A 20,698-nucleotide genomic window follows, 5' to 3' on the forward strand; every position below is an offset into this window, starting at 1 on the left:
TAAAAATGCCCGGTGACGTTCGGTTGCCGGGCATTCTCCCCATCTTCAGAACCTTCTGGTTTTCCATCCGCATTCAGTCAGTTAGCCTAAAATGGTTAGGTCGATAACGAAATTCAACTGAGAGCAGGGGAAAACACCATGCAAAATAAATTACTGATCGCTTCCGTTCTGGCTGCCACTGCAATGTTCACCGTGGCGGGCTGTTCGTCTAATCAGGCCGTAAAAACCACCGATGGTAAAACCATTGTCACCGACGGCAAGCCGCAGGTGGATGACGATACCGGCCTGGTGTCGTACAAAAACGCTGAAACCGGTCAAACCGAGCAGATTAACCGTGACCAGGTTAAATCTATGGGCGAGCTGGATAACTAAAAAAAGCAGTGGCGGATGCCACTGCTTTTTTGCTTCATTCTGACAGATTACCAGCGGTGGTTTAACAAAATATGACCGCCGTAAGCGGCGTAGCTGTTTTCACCCCACTCGCCGCTGGCGCGCAGGGAGATGGTCGTCATTTCGTTCAGGTTGCCGGTAACGCCCAACTCCAACTGACCACGATCTTCTGGCGTATCGTTGCTGACGGTCTCGTCGTTAAATGCCAAATCGTTTTGACCTGCACCTTTCAACCAGTTCACCGCAACGTATGGCTGCCACGCCTTAACGTTTTTTGGCTGGACGTAGCTGGATTTAACACCCAAACGACCGAAGACACTGTCATTATCCAGCGTGGTTACGCGTACGCCGTCGCGATCGGTGTGACTTTCCTGATCGAGATAGCTGTAGATCACCTGCGCCTGCGGCTCGATCTTCCAGGTTCGTTCGTTTTCAGATGGGATAACCCACGCGTGGCCGACTTCAACAGACGCGGCAAAAACTTCGCTATTGTAGTCTTCATCGTTACGGTTGCTGGTCACTTTGTTGTTGTACCAGCTATAGGCGGCCCAGGTATCAATGTAGCTGCCCAGACGTAATTTCTGATCTTCCTGCCAGGTGGCGTAGAGCCCAACATTGAAGCCATCTACCTTACCTTGCGCGTCACGCACGTTATGTCTCGCATCTGAGTGAGTCTTCGCCTGGCCTGCACCGAACATGCCACCAGCACGCAGGATGCCAGTGTCCATTGACTTACTCATGAAATCGCTGCCGACTTGCAGAACGGTGGTCGTGGTGTCATAACTGACTTTGTCGTCACCGGCATCGTTCTCGTGGTAACGGCCCTTAACGTACATCCAGGTGTTCAAATCGTCTTCATTGCGGAAGGTGATCTGGTCGCGATCGTCGCGCTTATGCAGGAACATACTCTGTGCGGCGAGGTAGTTGCCTAAGTAAGCCCCGACTTCAGGGGCCATCACTTCCGGCGCAGTGTTGCTGCCGCCGTCGGTATTGCCGCCGCCGTCGGTATTGCTGCCGCCGTCGGTATTGCTGTCGCCGTCGGTGTTGCTGCCGCCGTCGGTGTTGCTGCCGCCGTCGGTGTTGCTGCCGCCGTCGGTGTTGCTGCCGCCGTCGGTATTGCTGCCGCCGTCGGTATTGCTGCCACCATCGGTGTTGCTGCCGCCGTCAGTGTTACCGCCGCCGTCAGTATTACCACCGTCACCGGTGTTATCGCCGTCGTCAGAAGGCTCATCAGAAGGTGTTGCCTTTGATTCCAGGTACCAGTTGCCGTCGGCGTGCTGATAAAGATTGTATTCATAAGCGCCGGCAACAACCGGTGCTGCCAGCGTCAGTTGAGCTTCGGAACTGCCGCCTACGCTTATAATTTCCATGCCGTTAACGGTTTGCGCACCTGCGCCGCCAATATTGGTAATGCTTACCCCGGACTGACCGAAGCTGCTGCCGGTAATGGTGAGGTGGTCGGTTGGCGCATTATCTTCGCCCAGACTGCTGTTCATCACAATCTGGCTACCGTCAGAGCCGGTGTAATCGCCGTTAATTGTGAAATTATTGCCAACGCTATGGTCGACCGCACTGAGCAGCAGCGTGCCGCCGTTAGTCACGTTGCCGTTCACCGTATCAACTCCGGCACCGCTCAGCGTTGAGTTACCCTGAATCGCATTCCACGCCGCCAGCGTACCGCCGGTAAGAATGGAGACGTTGTTGTTGACTTCGCCTGCGGTGGCAAAGGTTGCACCGTTTTCCACGGTGACGGTGGCGTTACTGCCTTTGACGCCGAGCGTTGCTCCGGTGGCGACCAGTGTAGTACCGCTGTGCAGCACCGTATTTCCACTGTAGCTGTTGTTACCCGTCAGCGTCAGCGTGTTAGAATCCACTTTTTCAACGTCACCGCTACCGGTCATGTTGGTGGCGAAAAGGAAATCGCTGCCTTGATTGAAAATCACGGTACCGTTGTTTTCCAGACCACCACTAAGACTGGCGGTGTTTTTACCATCGCCTAATCGTAAGGTGCTGTCGTTTGCAACCAGAGTGTTACCGTTATTAGAGACGCTTCCCGCTAACGTTAAATCTCCGCTATTTACTTGCAGAGAATTATCGGTGCCGATAATGTCGAGATCGCCCGTAAGCGTCCAGTTCTCACCATTCATTTTGACACCGGCAAAACCCTCGCCTTCATTCAGCCCAACGAAGTTACTGTCTTCTGTACCGGAGCCGATGAGGGTCAGGGTATTTCCTGTTGAATTTGTGGAAATAACGTCACCTATCAGGACGGAGCCAGTATTAAGAACCAGAGTGTTATTTTTATCGCTCGCAAATATAATGGCTGCTGAATCACCACGAATAGTTCCACTACTCGTGATGTCAACTTTTGCAGAATCTCTTACATGAATGCCATACTGGGTTCCCTGCATGGTACCACTGTTTAATATCTTGGTATTTCCGTCGCTAAACATACTGGCGTCACCATTCGTTCCAATAATGGTGCCACTGTTATTAATGCCAATTCCAGTCTGAGCATTCAGGCCTGTTTTACCTTTGATTACTCCAGTACTTGTATTGGTAATATTTATTGCAGAGGAATTTTCACTGACAAAAATGCCATTTTCGGCACCAATAATGCTTCCGCTATTATTAAAGTCACCGAGCAATGACTGAATGTTCACTGCATTCGTTGTCGTGGAAGAAATGGTCGCGCCACTGGCATTGCTAATAACAACACGTTGTGCACCCGTGTTAATATCCAGGCCAATTCCCGTTCCGGAAATATTCCCCTTATTAGTGGTATTGGTGACAGTAAAACCTGAGACAGACACGGCCGCTTCATTACTGGCGGAGGAAATCGTGACGTCTTTATTAATAATATATTCAGCATCAACTGAAAAATCTTGAGGTGCAGACGTTGATTGGTCGATAGTTGCAGAAAATGCAACTGCTGGGGTGCATATCAACAAAGCAGGAAAAATATTTCCCAGAATTTTGGTGGTATTATTTAATGTGAATAATTTGTTGCTCATGTACACATCCATTTGAGTGAGAAGGAACATCAGGTAACGAGGGTGAATTCATACATTGACCGCGTTAGAGAATGAGCTCAAAAAACAAAGCATAAAATTATTAATTTTTCAATAGGTTATGTACAGGTTGATTTATTAAAAAATGACTTAAGGCAATCTAAAAACATCCGTCAATTATATGAATGATTGTTTGTTTTTTACGGGGTGAATTTATCACGCTCGTCATTCTCTTACTTTCACGTCAGTTACGATGGCATAACGGCGTCGATTGCCAAAAATTGCGTTTTGCCTTAAAGCACTCGTTAACCTCTTTCAGTCGTGAAGGTAACTGTCTACACTCACTGCTACAAGAATAGAAGATGACAGGCCCATTCATGATTCTGATAATTTACGCCCATCCTTATCCGCAGCACTCGCATGCGAATAAGCGGATGCTTGAGCAGGTAAGGACGCTTGATAACGTAGAGATACGTTCCCTCTATCAACTCTATCCCGATTTTAATATCGATATCGCCGCCGAACAGGAGGCACTTTCCCGCGCCGATCTGATTATCTGGCAGCATCCCATGCAGTGGTACAGCACGCCTCCGCTCCTGAAGCTGTGGATTGATAAAGTCTTCTCCCACGGTTGGGCTTACGGCCACAACGGCAATGCGCTAAAAGGAAAAAGCCTGATGTGGGCGGTCACTACCGGCGGAGGGGAAAGCCACTTTGATATTGGGTCCTTCCCGGGGTTTGACGTCCTGGCGCAGCCGCTGCAGGCAACCGCGCTCTATTGTGGTCTGAACTGGCTCCCGCCTTTTGCCATGCACTGCACGTTTGTCTGCGACGATGAAACGCTGCAGGCGCAGGCTCGCCATTATAAACAACGCTTACTCGAGTGGCAGGAGACGCATCATGGATAGCCATACGCTGATACAGGCGCTGATTTACCTCGGCGCGGCGGCGCTGATTGTGCCCGTGGCGGTACGCCTGGGGCTGGGCTCCGTTCTCGGCTATCTGATTGCCGGCTGCGTCATTGGGCCGTGGGGGCTTCGTCTGGTCACGGATGCAGAGGCGATTCTGCATTTCGCTGAAATTGGCGTTGTGCTGATGCTCTTTGTGATTGGTCTGGAACTCGATCCGCAGCGCTTGTGGAAGCTTCGCGCCTCGGTATTTGGCGGTGGCGCGTTGCAAATGGTGGCCTGCGGCCTGCTGTTGGGCGGGTTCTGTATCCTGCTGGGAATGGACTGGAAAGTGGCAGAGCTCATCGGCATGACGCTGGCGCTCTCCTCAACGGCCATTGCCATGCAGGCCATGAACGAGCGTAACCTGACGGTCTCCCAGATGGGCCGCAGCGCGTTCTCCGTGCTGCTGTTCCAGGATATTGCCGCTATCCCGCTGGTGGCGATGATCCCGCTGCTGGCGGCAAGCGGTTCCTCGACTACGCTGGGCGCTTTCGCGCTGTCCGCACTGAAGGTGGCGGGCGCGCTGGTGCTGGTGGTTTTGCTTGGACGCTACGTTACCCGTCCGCTGCTGCGGTTTGTTGCCCGCTCAGGCCTGCGCGAGGTATTCAGCGCCGTGGCGCTGTTCCTGGTGTTTGGCTTTGGTCTGCTGCTGGAAGAGGCCGGGCTGTCGATGGCGATGGGGGCATTCCTTGCAGGCGTTCTGCTGGCGAGCTCTGAATATCGTCACGCGCTGGAAAGCGATATCGAGCCGTTCAAAGGGCTGCTGCTGGGGCTGTTTTTCATCGGCGTCGGGATGTCCGTCGACTTCGGCACGCTGGTGACGCACCCGCTGCGGATCGTCATCCTGCTGGTGGGCTTCCTGGTTATTAAAATGGTGATGCTGTGGCTGATTGCGCGTCCACTGAACGTGCCGACCCGGCAGCGCCGCTGGTTTGCAGTGCTGCTGGGGCAGGGGAGCGAATTTGCGTTCGTGGTCTTTGGCGCAGCGCAGATGGCAAACGTGCTCGATCCGGAGTGGGCGAAAGCGCTGACGCTGGCGGTCGCACTGTCGATGGCGGCGACGCCTGTTCTGCTGGTGGTGCTGACGCGTCTGGAAAAATCGGGCAGCGAGCAGGAGCGCGAAGCCGATGAAATCGACGAGGAGCAGCCGCGCGTCATCATCGCCGGCTTTGGCCGCTACGGGCAGATCGTGGGTCGTTTACTGCTGTCGAGCGGGGTGAAAATGGTCATCCTCGATCACGATCCTGACCATGTCGATACCCTGCGTAAATTTGATATGAAGGTGTTTTACGGTGATGCGACCCGCGTCGATCTGCTGGAATCCGCCGGGGCGGCAAAAGCCGAGGTGCTGATTAACGCCATTGACGATCCAGAGACCAGCATGCAGATGGTGGAACTGGTGAAAGAGCATTTCCCGTCGCTGACCATTATCTCCCGCGCGCGCGATGTGGATCACTATATCCGGCTGCGGCAGGCGGGTGTAGACGCACCGGAGCGTGAAACGTTCGAAGGTGCGCTAAAGTCTGGCCGTACGGCGCTGGAAAGTCTGGGGCTCGGCGCGTATGAAGCGCGCGAGCGTGCGGATCTGTTCCGCCGCTTTAATACCGAGATGGTGGAAGAGATGGCGGCGATGGCCGGCAGTTCGGCCACGGAGCGCGCGGCGGTGTTCAAACGCACCAGCGCGATGCTGACGGAAATCATTAACGAGGATCGTAATCACCTGTCGCTGATCCAGCGCCATGGCTGGCAAGGCACGGAGGAGGGCAAGCATACCGGCGATCCGGCTGACGAGCCCGAGAGTAAACCTTCCGCGTGAAGTGGAGTTGCCAGCAATAATAAAAAATTTCTTTATCTTTACCCTGCCGCCAGTCGACGAAAGATTAAGCTTTCCGTATAGTGGCGGCAATTTTTTGCATCCGGGAAATTTTCAATGATCAGTCTGATTGCAGCGCTGGCGGTGGACCGCGTTATCGGTATGGAAAATGCCATGCCGTGGAACCTGCCTGCCGATCTCGCATGGTTTAAACGTACTACGTTAAACAAGCCGGTAGTGATGGGCCGCCTGACCTGGGAGTCGATTGGTCGTCCATTGCCGGGCCGTAAAAATATCGTTATCAGTAGCCAGCCAGGCACTGACGAGCGCGTCGAATGGGTAAAATCAGTCGACGAGGCGATTGCCGCGTGCGGCAATGCCGAAGAGATCATGGTGATCGGCGGTGGGCGTGTGTATGAGCAGTTCCTGCCGAAAGCGCAGAAGCTGTATCTGACCCACATTGATGCAGAAGTGGAAGGCGATACCCATTTCCCGGACTACGATCCGGACGAGTGGGAATCGGTTTTCAGCGAATTCCACGACGCGGATGCACAGAATTCCCACAGCTACTGCTTTGAGATTCTGGAACGTCGTTAAGTGATTACTCCCTCTCCCTGCGAGGAGAGGGAATCATGCATCAGGAGGCAACGGCCTCGCCTTCTCCTGAGTTAAGCTGTCGGTTGGACGGCTGAACAAAGTAAGCTTTATCTTCCCAGCGTAAGCAGGTTAACTCTCCGCCCCAGCAGCATCCGGTATCCAGACCGTAGATCCCTTCCGGCGTTCCTTTTCCTTCCAGTGCAGCCCAGTGACCAAATACCACGCTGTACTCACTTGTCACCGGTCCCGGAATGGCAAACCACGGCTTAAGCGGAGCGGGCGCGCTTTCCGGTGTCTCTTTGGAATACATGTCCAGCTGTCCGTTCGGGAAGCAGAAACGCATGCGGGTGAAGGCGTTGGTGATAAAGCGCAGGCGGGCTAAACCGCTGAGATCCTCGCTCCAGTGGTTTGGCATATCGCCGTACATGGCATCGAGGAAGAAAGGATACGAGTCGCTCGCCAGCACCGCCTCAACGTCACGCGCGCAGGTTTTCGCCGTCTCAAGATCCCACTGTGGGGTGATCCCGGCATGCGTCATGACCAGCTTTTTTTCTTCGTCGATCTGCAGCAGTGGCTGACGGCGCAGCCAGTTGATCAGCTCGTCCGCGTCCGGCGCTTCCAGCAGTGGGGTGAGGCGATCTTTAGGCTTGTTGCGGCTGATCCCGGCGAAAACCGCCAGCAGATGCAGATCGTGATTGCCCAGGACCATGCGGACGCTGTCGCCCAGCGATTTGACGAAACGTAATACTTCAAGGGAGCCGGGGCCACGCGCGACTAAATCGCCCGTCAGCCAGAGCGTGTCCTGTCCCGGGGTAAAGTCGACCTGCTTTAATAATGCGATCAGTTCATCGTAGCAACCGTGAACGTCGCCAATCAGATATGTAGACATTAGATTAATGAATGAGTGTTGTAACGGCGAGACGGAACACAGGAATGGCAACGCGGAAACTATTGCCATCGACGTCGACCATTTCATAATGGCCTTGCATGGTACCCATCGGCGTTTCAATCACCGCACCGCTGGTGTACTGGTACTCTTCGCCAGGGGCAATGTGGGGCTGTTCGCCAACCACACCTTCCCCCTGAACTTCGATTTCACGGCCATTGCCGTTGGTGATCAGCCAGTAGCGCCCGCGCAGCTGCACAGGCATCCGCCCCAGGTTGCGAATGGTCACGGTGTAAGCAAAGACAAAACGTTCTTCATCCGGTGAGGATTGCGATTCAACATAGACGCTTTGTACATGGACACATACGCGGGGCGAATCAATCATGGCTTAACTCTCCTTCGGCGGCGCATTTTCGCTGATGTAATTAGCCAGCTTGCAGTACTGCTCTACGGAAATGTTCTCCGCACGCATTGCCGGGTCGATTCCCAGCTCGGCTAACACCTCAACGGTGAACGAATTGCTCAGGCTGTTACGAATCGTTTTCCGGCGCTGGTTAAAGGCTTCCGTGGTGACGCGGCTCAGTACACGCAGATCTTTAACCGGGTACGGTTTCGTTTTGTGCGGCACCAGGCGTACAACCGCGGAATCCACTTTCGGTGGCGGCGTAAAGGCGGATGGCGGGACTTCGAGCACCGGGATCACGTTGCAGTAATATTGCGCCATCACGCTTAAACGACCATACGCTTTACTGTTCGGGCCTGCAACCAGACGGTTAACAACCTCTTTTTGCAACATGAAGTGCATGTCGGCAATGGCATCAGTATAGCTAAACAGGTGGAACATCAGCGGGGTGGAAATGTTGTACGGCAAGTTACCGAACACGCGCAGCGGCTGGCCCATTTTTTCCGACAGCTCGCCAAAGTTCATGGTCATGGCATCCTGCTGATAAATGGTCAGCTTCGGCCCGAGGAACGGGTGCGTTTGCAGGCGTGCGGCCAGATCGCGGTCCAGCTCGATGACGGTCAGTTCGTCGAGGCGTTCGCCGACCGGCTCGGTCAGTGCGGCAAGGCCCGGGCCGATTTCAACCATCGCCTGACCTTTTTGCGGGTTAATGGCCGAGACAATGCTTTCGATCACGAACTGATCGTTAAGGAAGTTTTGCCCGAAACGTTTACGGGCTAAGTGGCCCTGATGGACTCGATTAGTCATTGAGTATTAACAATCATTTTGATGGCGAGATTAAGCGCCGTAATAAAACTGCCGACATCCGCTTTCCCCTGGCCTGCCAGATCCAGCGCAGTACCGTGGTCAACGGACGTTCGAATAAAGGGTAAACCGAGGGTGATATTCACGCCGCGGCCAAAGCCCTGGTATTTTAGCACGGGCAGGCCCTGATCGTGGTACATCGCGAGCACCGCATCTGCATTATCCAGGTATTTCGGCTGGAAAAGGGTATCAGCAGGCAGCGGCCCGCTTAAGTGCATCCCTTTTGCACGCATTTCTTCAAGCACCGGAATAATGGTGTCGATCTCTTCGGTGCCCATATGCCCGCCTTCACCGGCGTGCGGATTCAGGCCGCAAACCAGAACGTGCGGCTGCTTGATGCCGAATTTAGTTTGCAGGTCATGATGCAGGATCCCGATGATCTCCCGCAGCAGTTCCGGGGTAATGGCATCCGGAATGGCCTTAACAGGCAGATGGGTTGTCACGAGGGCAACGCGCATCTCCTCGGTCGCCAGCATCATCACTACTTTCGGGCTGTGCGAGCGCTCTTCAAAGAACTCCGTATGTCCGGTAAACGGAATACCCGCTTCGTTGATCACACCCTTGTGGACGGGGCCGGTAATCAGAGCGGCAAATTCACCCTTCAGACAACCGTCGCAGGCGCGCGCAAGGGTTTCAACAACATAATGACCGTTTTCCGTGCTGAGCTGGCCCGGGATGACAGGCGTACGAAGGGGAACAGAGAGAAGCGTGAGCGTACCGGCTTGTTGCGGTGCAGGCTGTTGGCCTTCAACGTAAGGGATGAGCGTTAAAGGCAGACCGAGCAGCGTTGCCCGGTCTTGTAACAGTGTTGCATCAGCGCAGACGACCAGTTCTACCGGCCAGCTGCGCTGGGCGAGCTGGACAACGAGGTCAGGCCCAATCCCGGCGGGTTCGCCGGGAGTGATAACAACACGATGCTGTTTCATTAGTTGCTCAGAACTTTCACGTAAGCGCTGGCGCGTTGTTCCTGCATCCAGGTTGCCGCTTCTTCAGAGAACTTACGGTTAAACAGCATACGGTAGGCTCTGTCTTTCTGCGCCGCATCCGTTTTATCAACGTTACGGGTGTCCATCAGCTCGATCAGATGCCAGCCAAACGAAGAGTGTACCGGCGCACTGATCTGGCCTTTGTTCATCTTCATTAACGCATCGCGGAACGCTGGATCGTAAATATCCGCTGCTGCCCAGCCCAGATCGCCGCCCTGGTTAGCAGAACCTGGATCCTGCGAGAACTCTTTTGCTGCATTTGCGAACGAGGTTTTACCGCTCTTAATGTCAGCAGCAATCTGTTCCAGCTTCGCACGCGCCTGAGCGTCCGTCATGATCGGTGACGGTTTCAGAAGGATGTGGCGAGCGTGAACTTCGGTGACGGAAATACTTTGGCTCTGACCGCGCAGATCGTTCACTTTCAGAATGTGGAAGCCCACGCCTGAACGGATCGGACCGACGATATCACCTTTCTTCGCCGTGCTCAGTGCCTGGGCGAAGATGGATGGCAGCTCCTGAATACGTCCCCAGCCCATCTGGCCGCCTTTCAGCGCCTGTTGGTCCGCGGAATAGGTGATAGCCAGCTTGCCAAAGTCGCCGCCATTACGCGCCTGTTCGACAATAGAGCGCGCCTGGCTTTCGGCTTCCGCAGCCTGATCGGAGGTTGGGTTCTCTGGCAGTGGGATCAGAATGTGGCTCAGGTTCAGCTCAGTGCTGGCATCGTTCTGGTTACCCACCTGTTTTGCCAGCGCGTCTACTTCCTGAGGCAGGATGGTGACGCGACGGCGCACTTCGTTGTTACGTACTTCCGAAATCAGCATCTCTTTACGGATCTGGTTACGGTAGGTGGCGTAGCTGATGCCGTCATAGGCCAGACGGCTGCGCATCTGGTCTAAAGACATATTGTTCTGCTTCGCGATGTTAGCGATCGCCTGATCGAGCTGCTCGTCAGTGACCTTCACGCCCATTTTCTGCCCCATCTGGAGAACGATCTGATCCATGATCAGACGCTCCAGGATCTGGTGGCGCAGCGTGGCGTCATCCGGAAGCTGCTGACCTGCTTCGCCCGAATTGAGCTTCACCGATTTCATCAGACCGTCAACGTCACTTTCGAGCACGACGCCGTTGTTAACCACAGCAGCGACTTTATCAACAACCTGGGGGGCCGCGAAGCTGGTATTCGCAACCATAGCGACACCGAGCAGCAGCGTTTTCCAGTTCTTCATACTTTTTCCATTTCAATTAACCGCAAAGCGGATTACGTTGCAAATCAAGCTCATTACAAGGAAGTGCGGTACGGCAGAATGTTCGAGCGCAGCATCTGCTGCGTGCCCAGGCCGTAGTTGGAACTCAGGCCGCGCAGTTCGACATTAAAGCCAATCACGTTATCGTATTTGCTCTGATTGTTGTCAGTATCCCAGCCGTTAAGCTTACGTTCGTAACCGACGCGCAGCGCGTAACAGCAGGAGTTATATTGCAAACCGACCATCTGGTCGGCAGGCTTATGGGTATTCGTGTCAAAGTAGTAAGCGCCTACGATTGACCAGCGGTCGGCGATAGGCCAGCTTGCTGCGCCACCCACCTGCGAAATACCGTCTTTATACTGTTCTCTGGTCGCATAGTTTGGCAATGTTGCCTGGATATATTCCGGGCTGGCATAACGGTACGTCAACTGCACCATGCGGTCTTCGTCACGACGGTACTCAATGGCAGTACTGCTGGTCGCGACATTGTCGAGACGCGTATCGTACTGCAGCCCCCCGCGTAAACCCCAGCGATCCGTCATACGCCAATATGTGTCGCCCGCCCACACTAGTGAACCAGTCTTGTTGTCTTTCTCCCAGTTAATGTTGTCATCACCGGTACGAGACTCGGTGAAATAGTAGATTTGACCAACAGAAACGTTAAAACGTTCAACGGCAGCGTCATCATATACGCGCGTTGTGACACCGGTCGTTAACTGGTTAGCGGAGGCAATACGGTCAAGACCACCGTAGGCACGGTCACGGAACAGGCCGCTATAGTCAGACTGCAGGAAGGACGAGTCGTAGTTCTGGATGTTGCTCTGGTCGCGATACGGAACGTAGAGATACTGCATCCGCGGTTCCAGCGTTTGCGTATAGCCATCGGCCAGTAACCCCATATCGCGTTCAAAGATCAGCTTACCGTCCATTTTAAATTGCGGAAGGGTACGGTTAACCGATTCCTGAAGATCGGTGTTGTTAGTGGCGTTGTAATCATCCACATTTTTCTGCTGATAGTGTGTCGCCATCAGCTTGGCTTCGGTATTCAGGCTTGCCCAGTCGTTAGACCACGGCAGGTTGATGGTCGGCTCCAGGTGAAGACGCGTGGCTTCCGGCATATCCGAGTTGGTATTAACGAAATGTACCGCCTGCGCGTAAACGCGGGTGTCAAACGGCCCTACATCGTTCTGATACCAGTTCACGTCAAGCTGCGGCTCCGCACCATACGTACTAGCTGTCTGACTGCTAAAGACCTGGAACTGTTTAGTCGACACCGTGGCGTTAAAGTTTTGAATCGCATAGCCAACGCTGAATTTCTGCGTCGCATAGCCATCGGTACTTGAACCGTACTTGGAGTCAAAGTCATTGAAGTAGTAAGGATCGCTGACCTTGGTGTAGTCGACGTTAAAACGCCAGACCTGATCCATAACACCCGCATGGCGCCAGTAATACAACCAACGGTGTTTGTCCCCTTCGGTTGGATGCTCGTCCTGGAAGACTTTATCCGACGGCAGGTAATCCAGCTCCATCAGACCTGCACCAGCCTGAGTCAGATAGCGGAACTCGTTCTCCCACATGACGTTGCCGCGCTTGTGGATATAGTGCGGCGTGATCGTGGCGTCCATATTGGGCGCGATGTTCCAGTAATACGGCAGGTAGAACTCGAAGTAGTTCGAGGTGCTGTATTTGGCATTCGGGATCAGGAAGCCGGAGCGGCGTTTGTCACCTACCGGAAGCTGCAGGTAAGGGCTGTAGAACACGGGCACCGGACCGAGCTTGAAGCGGGCATTCCAGATCTCCGCGACCTGCTCTTCACGGTCATGGATCACTTCGCTGCCAACTACGCTCCAGGTATTTGAGCCTGGCAGACAGGAGGTGAAGGAGCCGTTTTCCAGGATCGTATAGCGGTTTTCACCGCGCTGTTTCATCAGGTCTGCGTCACCGCGTCCCTGGCGACCCACCATCTGGTAATCACCTTTCCAGACGTTAGTATCTTTGGTGTTCAGGTTTGACCAGGCTTTCGGACCTTTCAGGATGACCTGATTGTCGTCATAGTGCACATTACCCAGCGCATCCACCGTTCGTACCGGCTCGGCCGCACCTTCCGGCTGCTTTTGGTGCAACTGCACTTCATCTGCCTGCAGGCGGCTATTGCCCTGGTTAATATCCACATTGCCCGTAAACGTGGCATTGTCAGGATAGGTACCTTTTGAACTGTCTGCAGTAATGGTTACCGGCAAGCTATTAGTATCGCCTTTCACCAGTGGGCGATTATAACTTGGGACGCCAAGCATACACTGCGAGGCGAGATCGGCCGCCAGCCCCTGTTGACTGTACAGGGCGGTGCCAATCATTGTGGCCAGGAGGGTGGGGATACGTTTTTTCATACGTTGTATTTTATTGTTCCGTCATCAGTGGCTACGGCTTACAAACGCTCAGAGACTATCTTACTCATCTGCGCAGTACCAGCGTTAATCCTGCCCGTTTGCGTGCCAGAGTGTTAGGCTCGCTATCGAATGACGAGTATGATAAAGCAAATTATAGGCGATGTCCTTCAATTGACCGTGACTTGAACACAGTGATGATGACGTTGCGTCGGCCAGGAATATGACTATCCGGGGAGTATATGCAGTATTGGGGTAAAATAATCGGCGTTGCGTTCGCCATCATCATGGGTGCCGGGTTCTGGGGGATTGTACTTGGGCTTATTATCGGCCATATGTTTGATAAGGCGCGCAGCCGCAAAATGGCCTGGTTTGCCAATCAGCGTGAGCGTCAGTCCCTCTTTTTCTCCACCACCTTTGAGGTCATGGGGCACTTAACCAAATCCAAAGGGCGTGTAACCGAAGCCGATATTCAGATTGCCAGCGTCTTTATGGATCGCATGAACCTGCACGGTGACTCCCGTCTGGCGGCACAAAATGCGTTTCGCATCGGTAAATCGGATAACTATCCGCTTCGCGAAAAAATGCGTCAGTTCCGCAGCATCTGCTTCGGGCGTTTTGATTTAATTCGGATGTTTCTGGAAATCCAGATCCAGGCGGCCTTCGCCGACGGTTCGCTGCACCCTAATGAGCGCGACGTGCTGTACGTCATTGCGGAAGAGCTGGGCATCTCCCGCATGCAGTTCGATCAGTTTCTGCGCATGATGCAGGGCGGCGCGCAGTTTGGCGGCGGCTATCATCAGCAGTCGTCTGGCGGCACCTGGCAGCAGGCGCAGCGTGGCCCAACGCTGGAGGATGCCTGCAACGTGCTTGGCGTGAAGCCATCGGATGATGTCACCACCATCAAACGTGCCTACCGCAAGCTGATGAGCGAGCATCACCCGGATAAACTGGTCGCGAAAGGCTTACCGCCGGAAATGATGGAGATGGCGAAGCAAAAGGCGCAGGAGATTCAAAAGGCCTACGAGCTCATTAAAGAGAAGAAAGGTTTCAAATAAAAAAAAAGCCCGACGGTGTCGGGCTTTTTTTTAGAAGTCCACCGGGGCCTTAAACGTCATCGTGTTACCGAAGGCCGGATGGGTGATAGTGAGCGTCTGCGCATGAAGCTGCAGACGGGGCGCTAACGCCAGCGCTTCAGGCGGGGCGTAAAACCGGTCGCCCAGAATCGGATGGCCCAGGGCGAGCATATGTACGCGCAGCTGGTGAGAGCGCCCGGTAATCGGCTTAAGCAGGACGCGCGCGGTGTTATCCGGCGCGTACTCCAGCACTTCATACTCGGTTTGCGCCGCCTTGCCGGTTTCATAGCACACCTTCTGCTTTGGCCGGTTCGGCCAGTCGCAGATCAGCGGTAAATCGACCAGACCCTCTTCGCTTGCCGGATGGCCCCAGACGCGCGCGACGTACTGCTTTTTCGGTTCGCGCTCGCGGAACTGGCGTTTCAGCTCGCGTTCCGCTTCTTTATTCAGCGCCACCACAATCACGCCGCTGGTGGCCATGTCCAGGCGATGGACGGACTCCGCCTGCGGATAATCACGCTGAATACGCGTCATCACGCTGTCTTTGTGCTCATCCAGGCGCCCCGGCACGGACAACAGGCCGCTTGGCTTGTTGACCACCATAATATGCTCATCCTGATACAGAATGACCAGCCAGGGATCCTGCGGCGGATTGTAAGGCTCCATCACCATCTTGCGCTCCGTTTACTGATGCGTCACAACGATAAGGCGCAGGGCATCCAGACGCCAGCTTGCCTGATTCAGGCTTTCCAGCACCTGCTGACGGTTGCTTTCAATCGCCGCCAGCTCGTCGTCACGGATGTTAGGGTTGACTGCTTTTAAGGCTTCCAGACGCGACAGTTCCGCAGACAGTTTCTCGTCGGCTTCATTGCGCGCGGCATCAATCAGCGCTCTGGCTGATTTTTCAATCTGGGTTTCGCCCAATTGCAGAATGGCGTGTACATCCTGTTGTACCGCGTTGACCAGTTTACTGCCCGTATGGCGGTTCACCGCGCTCAGCTGTCGGTTGAAGCTCTCGAATTCAACCTGTCCCGCCAGGTTGGTGCCGTTTTTGTCCAGCAGCAGGCGGACGGGGGTCGGCGGCAGGAAACGGGTGAGCTGCAGCTGTTTCGGCGCTTTCGCTTCCACAACGTAAATCAGCTCCACCAGCAGGGTACCCACAGGCAGCGCCTTATTTTTCAACAGGGAAATAGTGCTGCTGCCGGTATCGCCGGACAGAATCAGATCCAGGCCGTTGCGGATCAGCGGGTGTTCCCAGGTGATGAACTGAGCGTCTTCGCGGGACAGCGCCACGTCACGCTCGAAGGTAATGGTGCAGCCATCTTCCGGCAGGCCCGGGAAATCCGGAACCAGCATGTGATCGGACGGGGTAAGAACAATCAGGTTCTCGCCGCGGTCGTCCTGGTTAATGCCCACGATGTCGAACAGGTTCATGGAGAAGCTGATCAGACTGGTGTCATCATCCTGTTCTTCAATGCTCTCGGCAAGCGCCTGCGCTTTTTCACCGCCGTTGGAGTGGATCTCCAGCAGGCGATCGCGGCCCTGTTCCAGCTGCGCTTTCAGCGCGTCGTGCTTCTCACGGCAGGATTTAATCAGCTCATCAAACCCTTCTGTGTTTTCCGGCGCGGCGAGGTAGCCGATCAGATCGCCATGTACCCGATCGTAAATCGTGCGGCCCGTCGGGCAGGTATGCTCAAACGCGTCCAGGCCTTCGTGGAACCAGCGTACCAGCACGGACTGGGCGGTTTTTTCCAGATAAGGCACGTGGATCTGAATATCATGCGCCTGGCCAATACGATCCAGGCGGCCGATACGCTGTTCCAGCAGGTCCGGGTTGAACGGCAGATCGAACATCACCAGGTTGCTGGCGAACTGGAAGTTACGGCCTTCAGAACCGATCTCAGAACACAGCAGAACCTGCGCGCCGCTGTCCTCTTCACCGAACCACGCCGCGGCGCGGTCGCGCTCAACGATGGACATGCCTTCGTGGAACACGGCGGCACGAATGCCCTCGCGCTCGCGCAGGACCTGCTCAAGCTGCAGCGCGGTAGCCGCTTTGGCGCAGATCACCAGCACCTTCTGGGACCGGTGCGCGGTCAGGTAGCCCATCAGCCACTCCACGCGCGGATCGAAGTTCCACCAGGTGCCGGTATCACCTTCAAATTCCTGGTAGATTTGTTCCGGGTAGAGCATGTCGCGAGCGCGCTCTTCCTGAGTTTTGCGCGCGCCCATAATGCCGGAGACTTTAATCGCCGTCTGGTACTGCGTTGGCAGAGGCAGCTTGATGGTGTGAAGCTCGCGTTTCGGGAACCCTTTCACGCCGTTACGGGTGTTACGGAACAGCACGCGGCTGGTGCCGTGGCGGTCCATCAGCATGTCGATCAGCTCTTTGCGCGCCGATTCCGCGTTTTCGCCTTCACTGTTGGCAGCCTGCAAAAGCGGCTCGATGTCCTGCTCGCCAATCAGATCGCTCAGGGTATTGAGTTCGTCATTAGAGAGACGCTTGCCCGCCAGCAGCATGGCGACGGCATCCGCGACCGGACGGTAGTTATTCTGTTCTTCCACGAACTGCGCAAAGTCGTGGAAACGGTTTGGATCGAGCAGGCGCAGACGGGCGAAGTGGCTTTCCAGCCCAAGCTGCTCCGGCGTTGCGGTCAGCAGCAGGACGCCAGGCACGCGCTCGGCAAGCTGCTCGATAGCCATATATTCGCGGCTCGGCGCGTCTTCGCTCCAGACCAGATGGTGCGCTTCGTCAACGACCATAATGTCCCACTCTGCATCGCACAGGTGCTCAAGACGCTGCTTGCTGCGGCGCACGAAATCCAGGGAACAAATCACCAGCTGTTCCGTTTCGAACGGGTTATCCGCGTCGTGCTGGGCTTCGGCATAGCGTTCGTCATCGAACAGGGAGAAGCGCAGGTTGAAGCGGCGCAGCATTTCGACCAGCCACTGGTGCTGCAGGGTTTCAGGAACCACAATCAGCACGCGCTCGGCGGCGCCGGAAAGCAGCTGCTGATGCAGGATCATGCCCGCTTCAATGGTTTTTCCCAGACCCACTTCATCAGCCAGCAGCACGCGCGGGGCGTGACGACGGCCCACGTCATGAGCGATATTCAGCTGGTGCGGGATCAGGCTGGTGCGCTGTCCGCGCAGGCCGCTCCACGGCATGCGGTACTGTTCACTCTGGAACTTGCGCGCGCGATAGCGCAGAGAGAAGCGATCCATACGGTCGATTTGCCCGGCAAACAGGCGGTCCTGCGGCTTGCTGAACACCAGTTTGCTGTCGAGCAGCACTTCACGCAGGATGACATTGGCCTCGTCGGTGTCCAGGCGAGTCCCAATGTAGGCGAGCAGTCCATTCTCTTCTTTTACGTCTTCAATCTTGAGCTGCCAGCCGTCATGGCTGGTCACGGTGTCACCCGGATTAAACATTACGCGGGTCACAGGGGAGTCATTGCGAGCGTACAGGCGGTTTTCACCGGTGGCAGGGAAGAGGAGGGTAACCATGCGCGCATCGACGGCAACGACGGTTCCTAATCCAAGTTCGCTTTCTGTATCGCTGATCCAGCGTTGACCAAGTGTAAAAGGCATAGTTGTTCGGCTCTAATCTTTAATTGCAGGCAATAGTTCGACCCCCGTCAAAAAAGACGGTCATCGAAAAATGGGTCCGGGAATGGAAAGGGCGCTATGGTACTGGATGGCAGCCATTTCGTCACGCGTCAAAATAGGCCAAGTTGCCCTGTCACTAGTGTAGCAAAGTCGTCGTCGATGAAGGGCAAAATTCCGTCAGCGACCGGCTGAAGCTGACGCGTCAGATAGTGTTCGTAATCCAGAGGAGAATGTTGATAATCCACGGGTTCCGGGCCGTTTATCGTCCAGACGTATTTGATGGTCCCCCGGTTTTGATACTGCGGCGCGCGGCCGCGGCGAACGTTTTCTTCATCCGCCAGGCGCGCGGCGCGTACGTGCGGAGGCACGTTGCGCTGGTACTCGGCGAGCGGGCGGCGCAGGCGCTTGCGATACACCAGCTGCGCGTCAAGTTCGCCCGCCATCAGGCTGGCGATCGTCTCGCGCACGTAGTCCTGATACGGCTCATTGCGAAACACCCTGAGATACAGTGTTTGCTGGAACTGCTGCGCCAGCGGCGTCCAGTCGGTGCGCACCGTCTCCAGCCCTTTAAAGACCATCCGCTGCGCGTCGCTCTCCTGAATCAGCCCGGCGTAGCGCTTCTTGCTGCCCTGATCGGTGCCGCGAATGGTGGGCATTAAAAAGCGGGCAAAATGGGTTTCAAATTCCAGCTCCAGCGCGCTGGTTAACCGCTCTTTTTGCAAATGTTTGCCCCACCAGTCGTTCACAAAGGCCACAAGCTCTTTGCCGATGCGGGCAGCGTCGCCTTCTGAGTGCGCGCCTTTCAACCACACAAAGGTGGAGTCCGTGTCGCCATAAATAACGTCATAGCCCCGGGATTCAATCAGCGCTTTGGTCTGGCGCATGATCTCGTGCCCGCGCATGGTGATGGAGGAGGCCAGTCGCGGGTCGAAGAAGCGGCAGGCGCTGGTGCCCAGCACGCCGTAAAAGGCGTTCATGATGATTTTCAGCGCCTGAGAAAGGGGCTTATTGCCGTGGCGCTTGGCCTCATCGCGGCCGTGCCAGATGTTGCCTACGATTTCAGGCAGACAGTGTTTTTCCCGCGAGAAGCGTGCACCGAGGAAGCCTTCGGTGCTGTGTTCATCGTCCGGCTGCGCCATGCCCTCAACCAACCCGACGGGATCGATCAGGAAGGTGCGGATAATCGACGGGTAGAGGCTTTTGTAATCCAGCACCAGCACCGAGTCATACAATCCTGGCCGGGAGTCCATCACGTACCCGCCGGGACTGGCCTGCGGCGGCACGTCCCCCAGGTTGGGGGCAACGTACCCTGCCCGGTGCATTCGCGGAAAATAGAGGTGGCTAAAGGCCGCCACGGAGCCGCCGTGTCTGTCAGCCGCGAGTCCGTTCACCGTCGCGCGCTCCAGCAGGAACGGCATGATCTCGGTTTTGTGGAAAATCTGCGTCACCAGCTCGCAGTCTTTCAGGTTATAGGTGGCGAGCGCCGGTTTGTCTTCGTTAAAGCGCCGGTCGATCTCGTCCATTCGGTCCCAGGGATTGTCGATGGATTTGCCTTCGCCAAGCAGCTCCTGTGCGACCGCTTCAAGGGAGAATGAAGAGAAGTTCCAGAAGGCGGACTTAAGCGCCTCGATGCCGTCAATAATCAGGCGACCGTTAGCCTGTGCAAAGAAAACACCGTTCTTAAAACCGTGCTCGCGCCATTCCAGCTCGCTGTTTCCGCGCCCCAGCATCAGCGGGATGCGGTAGCGCTCGGCGTGTTTCTGCAGCACGCGCAGGTCAAACTGCACCACGTTCCAGCCGATCAGAACATCGGGATCGTAGTCGGCAAACCACTGGTTAAGCTTCTCCAGCAGCTGCGGGCGGCTGTTGACGTACTCAAGCCGGAAATCCAGCGCGGACGCATCGCCATTCGGAGGCCCGAGCATATAGACAACCCGATCGCCACACCCTTCCAGGCCAATACAGTACAGTTCACCGTGGCGGGTGGTTTCGATATCCAGCGACACCCATTTCAGCGGCGGACGATAGTGCGGATTCGGCTTCAGGCGCGCGTTGATAATTTTGCCGTTTTGCGGGGAGCCATCGATCCAGACGGGAGCGGTAATAAACCGCTCCATCAGAAAGCGTTCAGGTGGGCGGATATCCGCTTCGTAGAGCGTCACGCCTGCATCTCGGAGCAATTTTTCATAGCGCATAAGCTGGCGATGGGCGCGGCAGTAAAGGCCGTAAACCGGCTGACGATGAAAATCTTTCAGTTCAAGCGGAGTAATACGCCAGCCGTTTTCGCCGCGCAGCAGTTGCTTCACTTTTTCGACGTGAGGTTCTGGAATAAAAGCCACGGATTCCTGCGGCGGCAGCGTGACCTGCAGCGGGCCGTTGTCCGTCGCCAGCCAGAATTCAACCTCGGTGCCCTGAGGCGTATCCCGCCAGTGTCGGGTCAGTAAAAAGCCTTCTTGCGCCTGCGCCACGCCGTTATCCCATAAAA

The 20,698-nt window shown here is 55.4% G+C and carries 15 protein-coding genes; 5 read left to right on the forward strand and 10 right to left on the reverse strand.

Going from position 1 to position 20,698, the window contains the following annotated elements:
* Positions 1–138: 138 nt before the first annotated feature.
* Positions 139–372, forward strand: coding sequence for a YgdI/YgdR family lipoprotein (locus tag ACWHWP_RS03825; protein WP_003856439.1), 234 nt, complete (start codon positions 139–141; stop codon positions 370–372).
* A 47-nt stretch (positions 373–419) separates the two neighbouring features.
* Here ACWHWP_RS03825 and ACWHWP_RS03830 read toward each other — a convergent pair whose 3' ends face one another.
* On the reverse strand, positions 420–3,404 hold the full coding sequence (locus tag ACWHWP_RS03830; RefSeq protein ID WP_447855090.1) for an autotransporter outer membrane beta-barrel domain-containing protein: 2,985 nt from the start codon (positions 3,402–3,404) through the stop codon (positions 420–422).
* A 374-nt stretch (positions 3,405–3,778) separates the two neighbouring features.
* Between ACWHWP_RS03830 and kefF the strand changes: the two genes are divergently transcribed.
* The 3 genes from kefF to folA all read left to right on the forward strand — a co-directional run bounded on the left by kefF (position 3,779) and on the right by folA (position 6,761).
* Entirely contained in the window at positions 3,779–4,309 is a 531-nt protein-coding gene (gene kefF / locus ACWHWP_RS03835; RefSeq protein ID WP_023310358.1) for a glutathione-regulated potassium-efflux system oxidoreductase KefF, read from the forward strand.
* Positions 4,302–6,167: a glutathione-regulated potassium-efflux system protein KefC gene (gene kefC, locus ACWHWP_RS03840; protein ID WP_447855091.1), complete on the forward strand. Its 1,866-nt coding sequence runs from the start codon at positions 4,302–4,304 to the stop codon at positions 6,165–6,167. Before kefF ends, kefC begins: the two co-directional genes overlap by 8 nt.
* A gap of 114 nt (positions 6,168–6,281) precedes the next feature.
* Positions 6,282–6,761: a type 3 dihydrofolate reductase gene (gene folA / locus ACWHWP_RS03845; RefSeq protein WP_063429523.1), complete on the forward strand. Its 480-nt coding sequence runs from the start codon at positions 6,282–6,284 to the stop codon at positions 6,759–6,761.
* Positions 6,762–6,801: 40 nt separating this feature from the next.
* Here the strand turns inward: folA and apaH are convergent, their stop codons facing one another.
* Genes apaH through lptD form a run of 6 tightly spaced genes read right to left on the reverse strand, consistent with a single transcriptional unit; the run spans position 6,802 to position 13,531 of the window.
* Positions 6,802–7,650: a bis(5'-nucleosyl)-tetraphosphatase (symmetrical) ApaH gene (gene apaH / locus ACWHWP_RS03850; protein WP_447855092.1), complete on the reverse strand. Its 849-nt coding sequence runs from the start codon at positions 7,648–7,650 to the stop codon at positions 6,802–6,804.
* A gap of 4 nt (positions 7,651–7,654) precedes the next feature.
* Entirely contained in the window at positions 7,655–8,032 is a 378-nt protein-coding gene (gene apaG, locus ACWHWP_RS03855) for a Co2+/Mg2+ efflux protein ApaG (RefSeq protein ID WP_047346321.1), read from the reverse strand.
* Between the two features lie 3 nt (positions 8,033–8,035).
* Positions 8,036–8,857, reverse strand: a complete 822-nt coding sequence (rsmA, locus tag ACWHWP_RS03860; protein WP_010427042.1) for a 16S rRNA (adenine(1518)-N(6)/adenine(1519)-N(6))-dimethyltransferase RsmA — start codon at positions 8,855–8,857, stop codon at positions 8,036–8,038.
* Entirely contained in the window at positions 8,854–9,840 is a 987-nt protein-coding gene (gene pdxA / locus ACWHWP_RS03865) for a 4-hydroxythreonine-4-phosphate dehydrogenase PdxA (protein WP_447855093.1), read from the reverse strand. The genes rsmA and pdxA overlap by 4 nt, the downstream gene beginning before the upstream one ends.
* Positions 9,840–11,126 (reverse strand): peptidylprolyl isomerase SurA, encoded by a 1,287-nt coding sequence (surA, locus tag ACWHWP_RS03870; protein WP_063429520.1) that lies wholly within the window; start codon positions 11,124–11,126, stop codon positions 9,840–9,842. The genes pdxA and surA overlap by 1 nt, the downstream gene beginning before the upstream one ends.
* A 53-nt stretch (positions 11,127–11,179) precedes the next feature.
* Complete coding sequence (gene lptD, locus ACWHWP_RS03875; RefSeq protein ID WP_447855094.1) at positions 11,180–13,531, reverse strand: LPS assembly protein LptD; 2,352 nt, start codon at positions 13,529–13,531, stop codon at positions 11,180–11,182.
* A gap of 239 nt (positions 13,532–13,770) precedes the next feature.
* Between lptD and djlA the strand changes: the two genes are divergently transcribed.
* Positions 13,771–14,586, forward strand: coding sequence for a co-chaperone DjlA (djlA, locus tag ACWHWP_RS03880; protein ID WP_047346325.1), 816 nt, complete (start codon positions 13,771–13,773; stop codon positions 14,584–14,586).
* Between the two features lie 30 nt (positions 14,587–14,616).
* Here djlA and rluA read toward each other — a convergent pair whose 3' ends face one another.
* The 3 genes from rluA to polB form a co-directional block, all read right to left on the reverse strand.
* A complete protein-coding gene (rluA, locus tag ACWHWP_RS03885) occupies positions 14,617–15,276 on the reverse strand; it encodes a bifunctional tRNA pseudouridine(32) synthase/23S rRNA pseudouridine(746) synthase RluA (protein WP_063429517.1) in 660 nt (219 codons plus the stop codon).
* A gap of 12 nt (positions 15,277–15,288) precedes the next feature.
* Complete coding sequence (gene rapA / locus ACWHWP_RS03890) at positions 15,289–18,195, reverse strand: RNA polymerase-associated protein RapA (RefSeq protein ID WP_047346327.1); 2,907 nt, start codon at positions 18,193–18,195, stop codon at positions 15,289–15,291.
* Positions 18,196–18,323: 128 nt separating this feature from the next.
* On the reverse strand, positions 18,324–20,681 hold the full coding sequence (gene polB, locus ACWHWP_RS03895; RefSeq protein ID WP_063957464.1) for a DNA polymerase II: 2,358 nt from the start codon (positions 20,679–20,681) through the stop codon (positions 18,324–18,326).
* Positions 20,682–20,698 lie beyond the last annotated feature (17 nt).

Source organism: Enterobacter sp. WI-ESBL-E8 (assembly GCF_053364895.1).

Excerpts from the sequence above, each read along its gene's own strand:
- ACWHWP_RS03825 (WP_003856439.1), top strand. The coding sequence starts at position 139 with ATGCAAAATAAATTACTGATCGCTTCCGTTCTGGCTGCCACTGCAATG.
- ACWHWP_RS03830 (WP_447855090.1), bottom strand. The coding sequence starts at position 3,404 with ATGAGCAACAAATTATTCACATTAAATAATACCACCAAAATTCTGGGA.
- kefF (WP_023310358.1), top strand. The coding sequence starts at position 3,779 with ATGATTCTGATAATTTACGCCCATCCTTATCCGCAGCACTCGCATGCG.
- kefC (WP_447855091.1), top strand. The coding sequence starts at position 4,302 with ATGGATAGCCATACGCTGATACAGGCGCTGATTTACCTCGGCGCGGCG.
- folA (WP_063429523.1), top strand. The coding sequence starts at position 6,282 with ATGATCAGTCTGATTGCAGCGCTGGCGGTGGACCGCGTTATCGGTATG.
- apaH (WP_447855092.1), bottom strand. The coding sequence starts at position 7,650 with ATGTCTACATATCTGATTGGCGACGTTCACGGTTGCTACGATGAACTG.
- apaG (WP_047346321.1), bottom strand. The coding sequence starts at position 8,032 with ATGATTGATTCGCCCCGCGTATGTGTCCATGTACAAAGCGTCTATGTT.
- rsmA (WP_010427042.1), bottom strand. The coding sequence starts at position 8,857 with ATGACTAATCGAGTCCATCAGGGCCACTTAGCCCGTAAACGTTTCGGG.
- pdxA (WP_447855093.1), bottom strand. The coding sequence starts at position 9,840 with ATGAAACAGCATCGTGTTGTTATCACTCCCGGCGAACCCGCCGGGATT.
- surA (WP_063429520.1), bottom strand. The coding sequence starts at position 11,126 with ATGAAGAACTGGAAAACGCTGCTGCTCGGTGTCGCTATGGTTGCGAAT.
- lptD (WP_447855094.1), bottom strand. The coding sequence starts at position 13,531 with ATGAAAAAACGTATCCCCACCCTCCTGGCCACAATGATTGGCACCGCC.
- djlA (WP_047346325.1), top strand. The coding sequence starts at position 13,771 with ATGCAGTATTGGGGTAAAATAATCGGCGTTGCGTTCGCCATCATCATG.
- rluA (WP_063429517.1), bottom strand. The coding sequence starts at position 15,276 with ATGGTGATGGAGCCTTACAATCCGCCGCAGGATCCCTGGCTGGTCATT.
- rapA (WP_047346327.1), bottom strand. The coding sequence starts at position 18,195 with ATGCCTTTTACACTTGGTCAACGCTGGATCAGCGATACAGAAAGCGAA.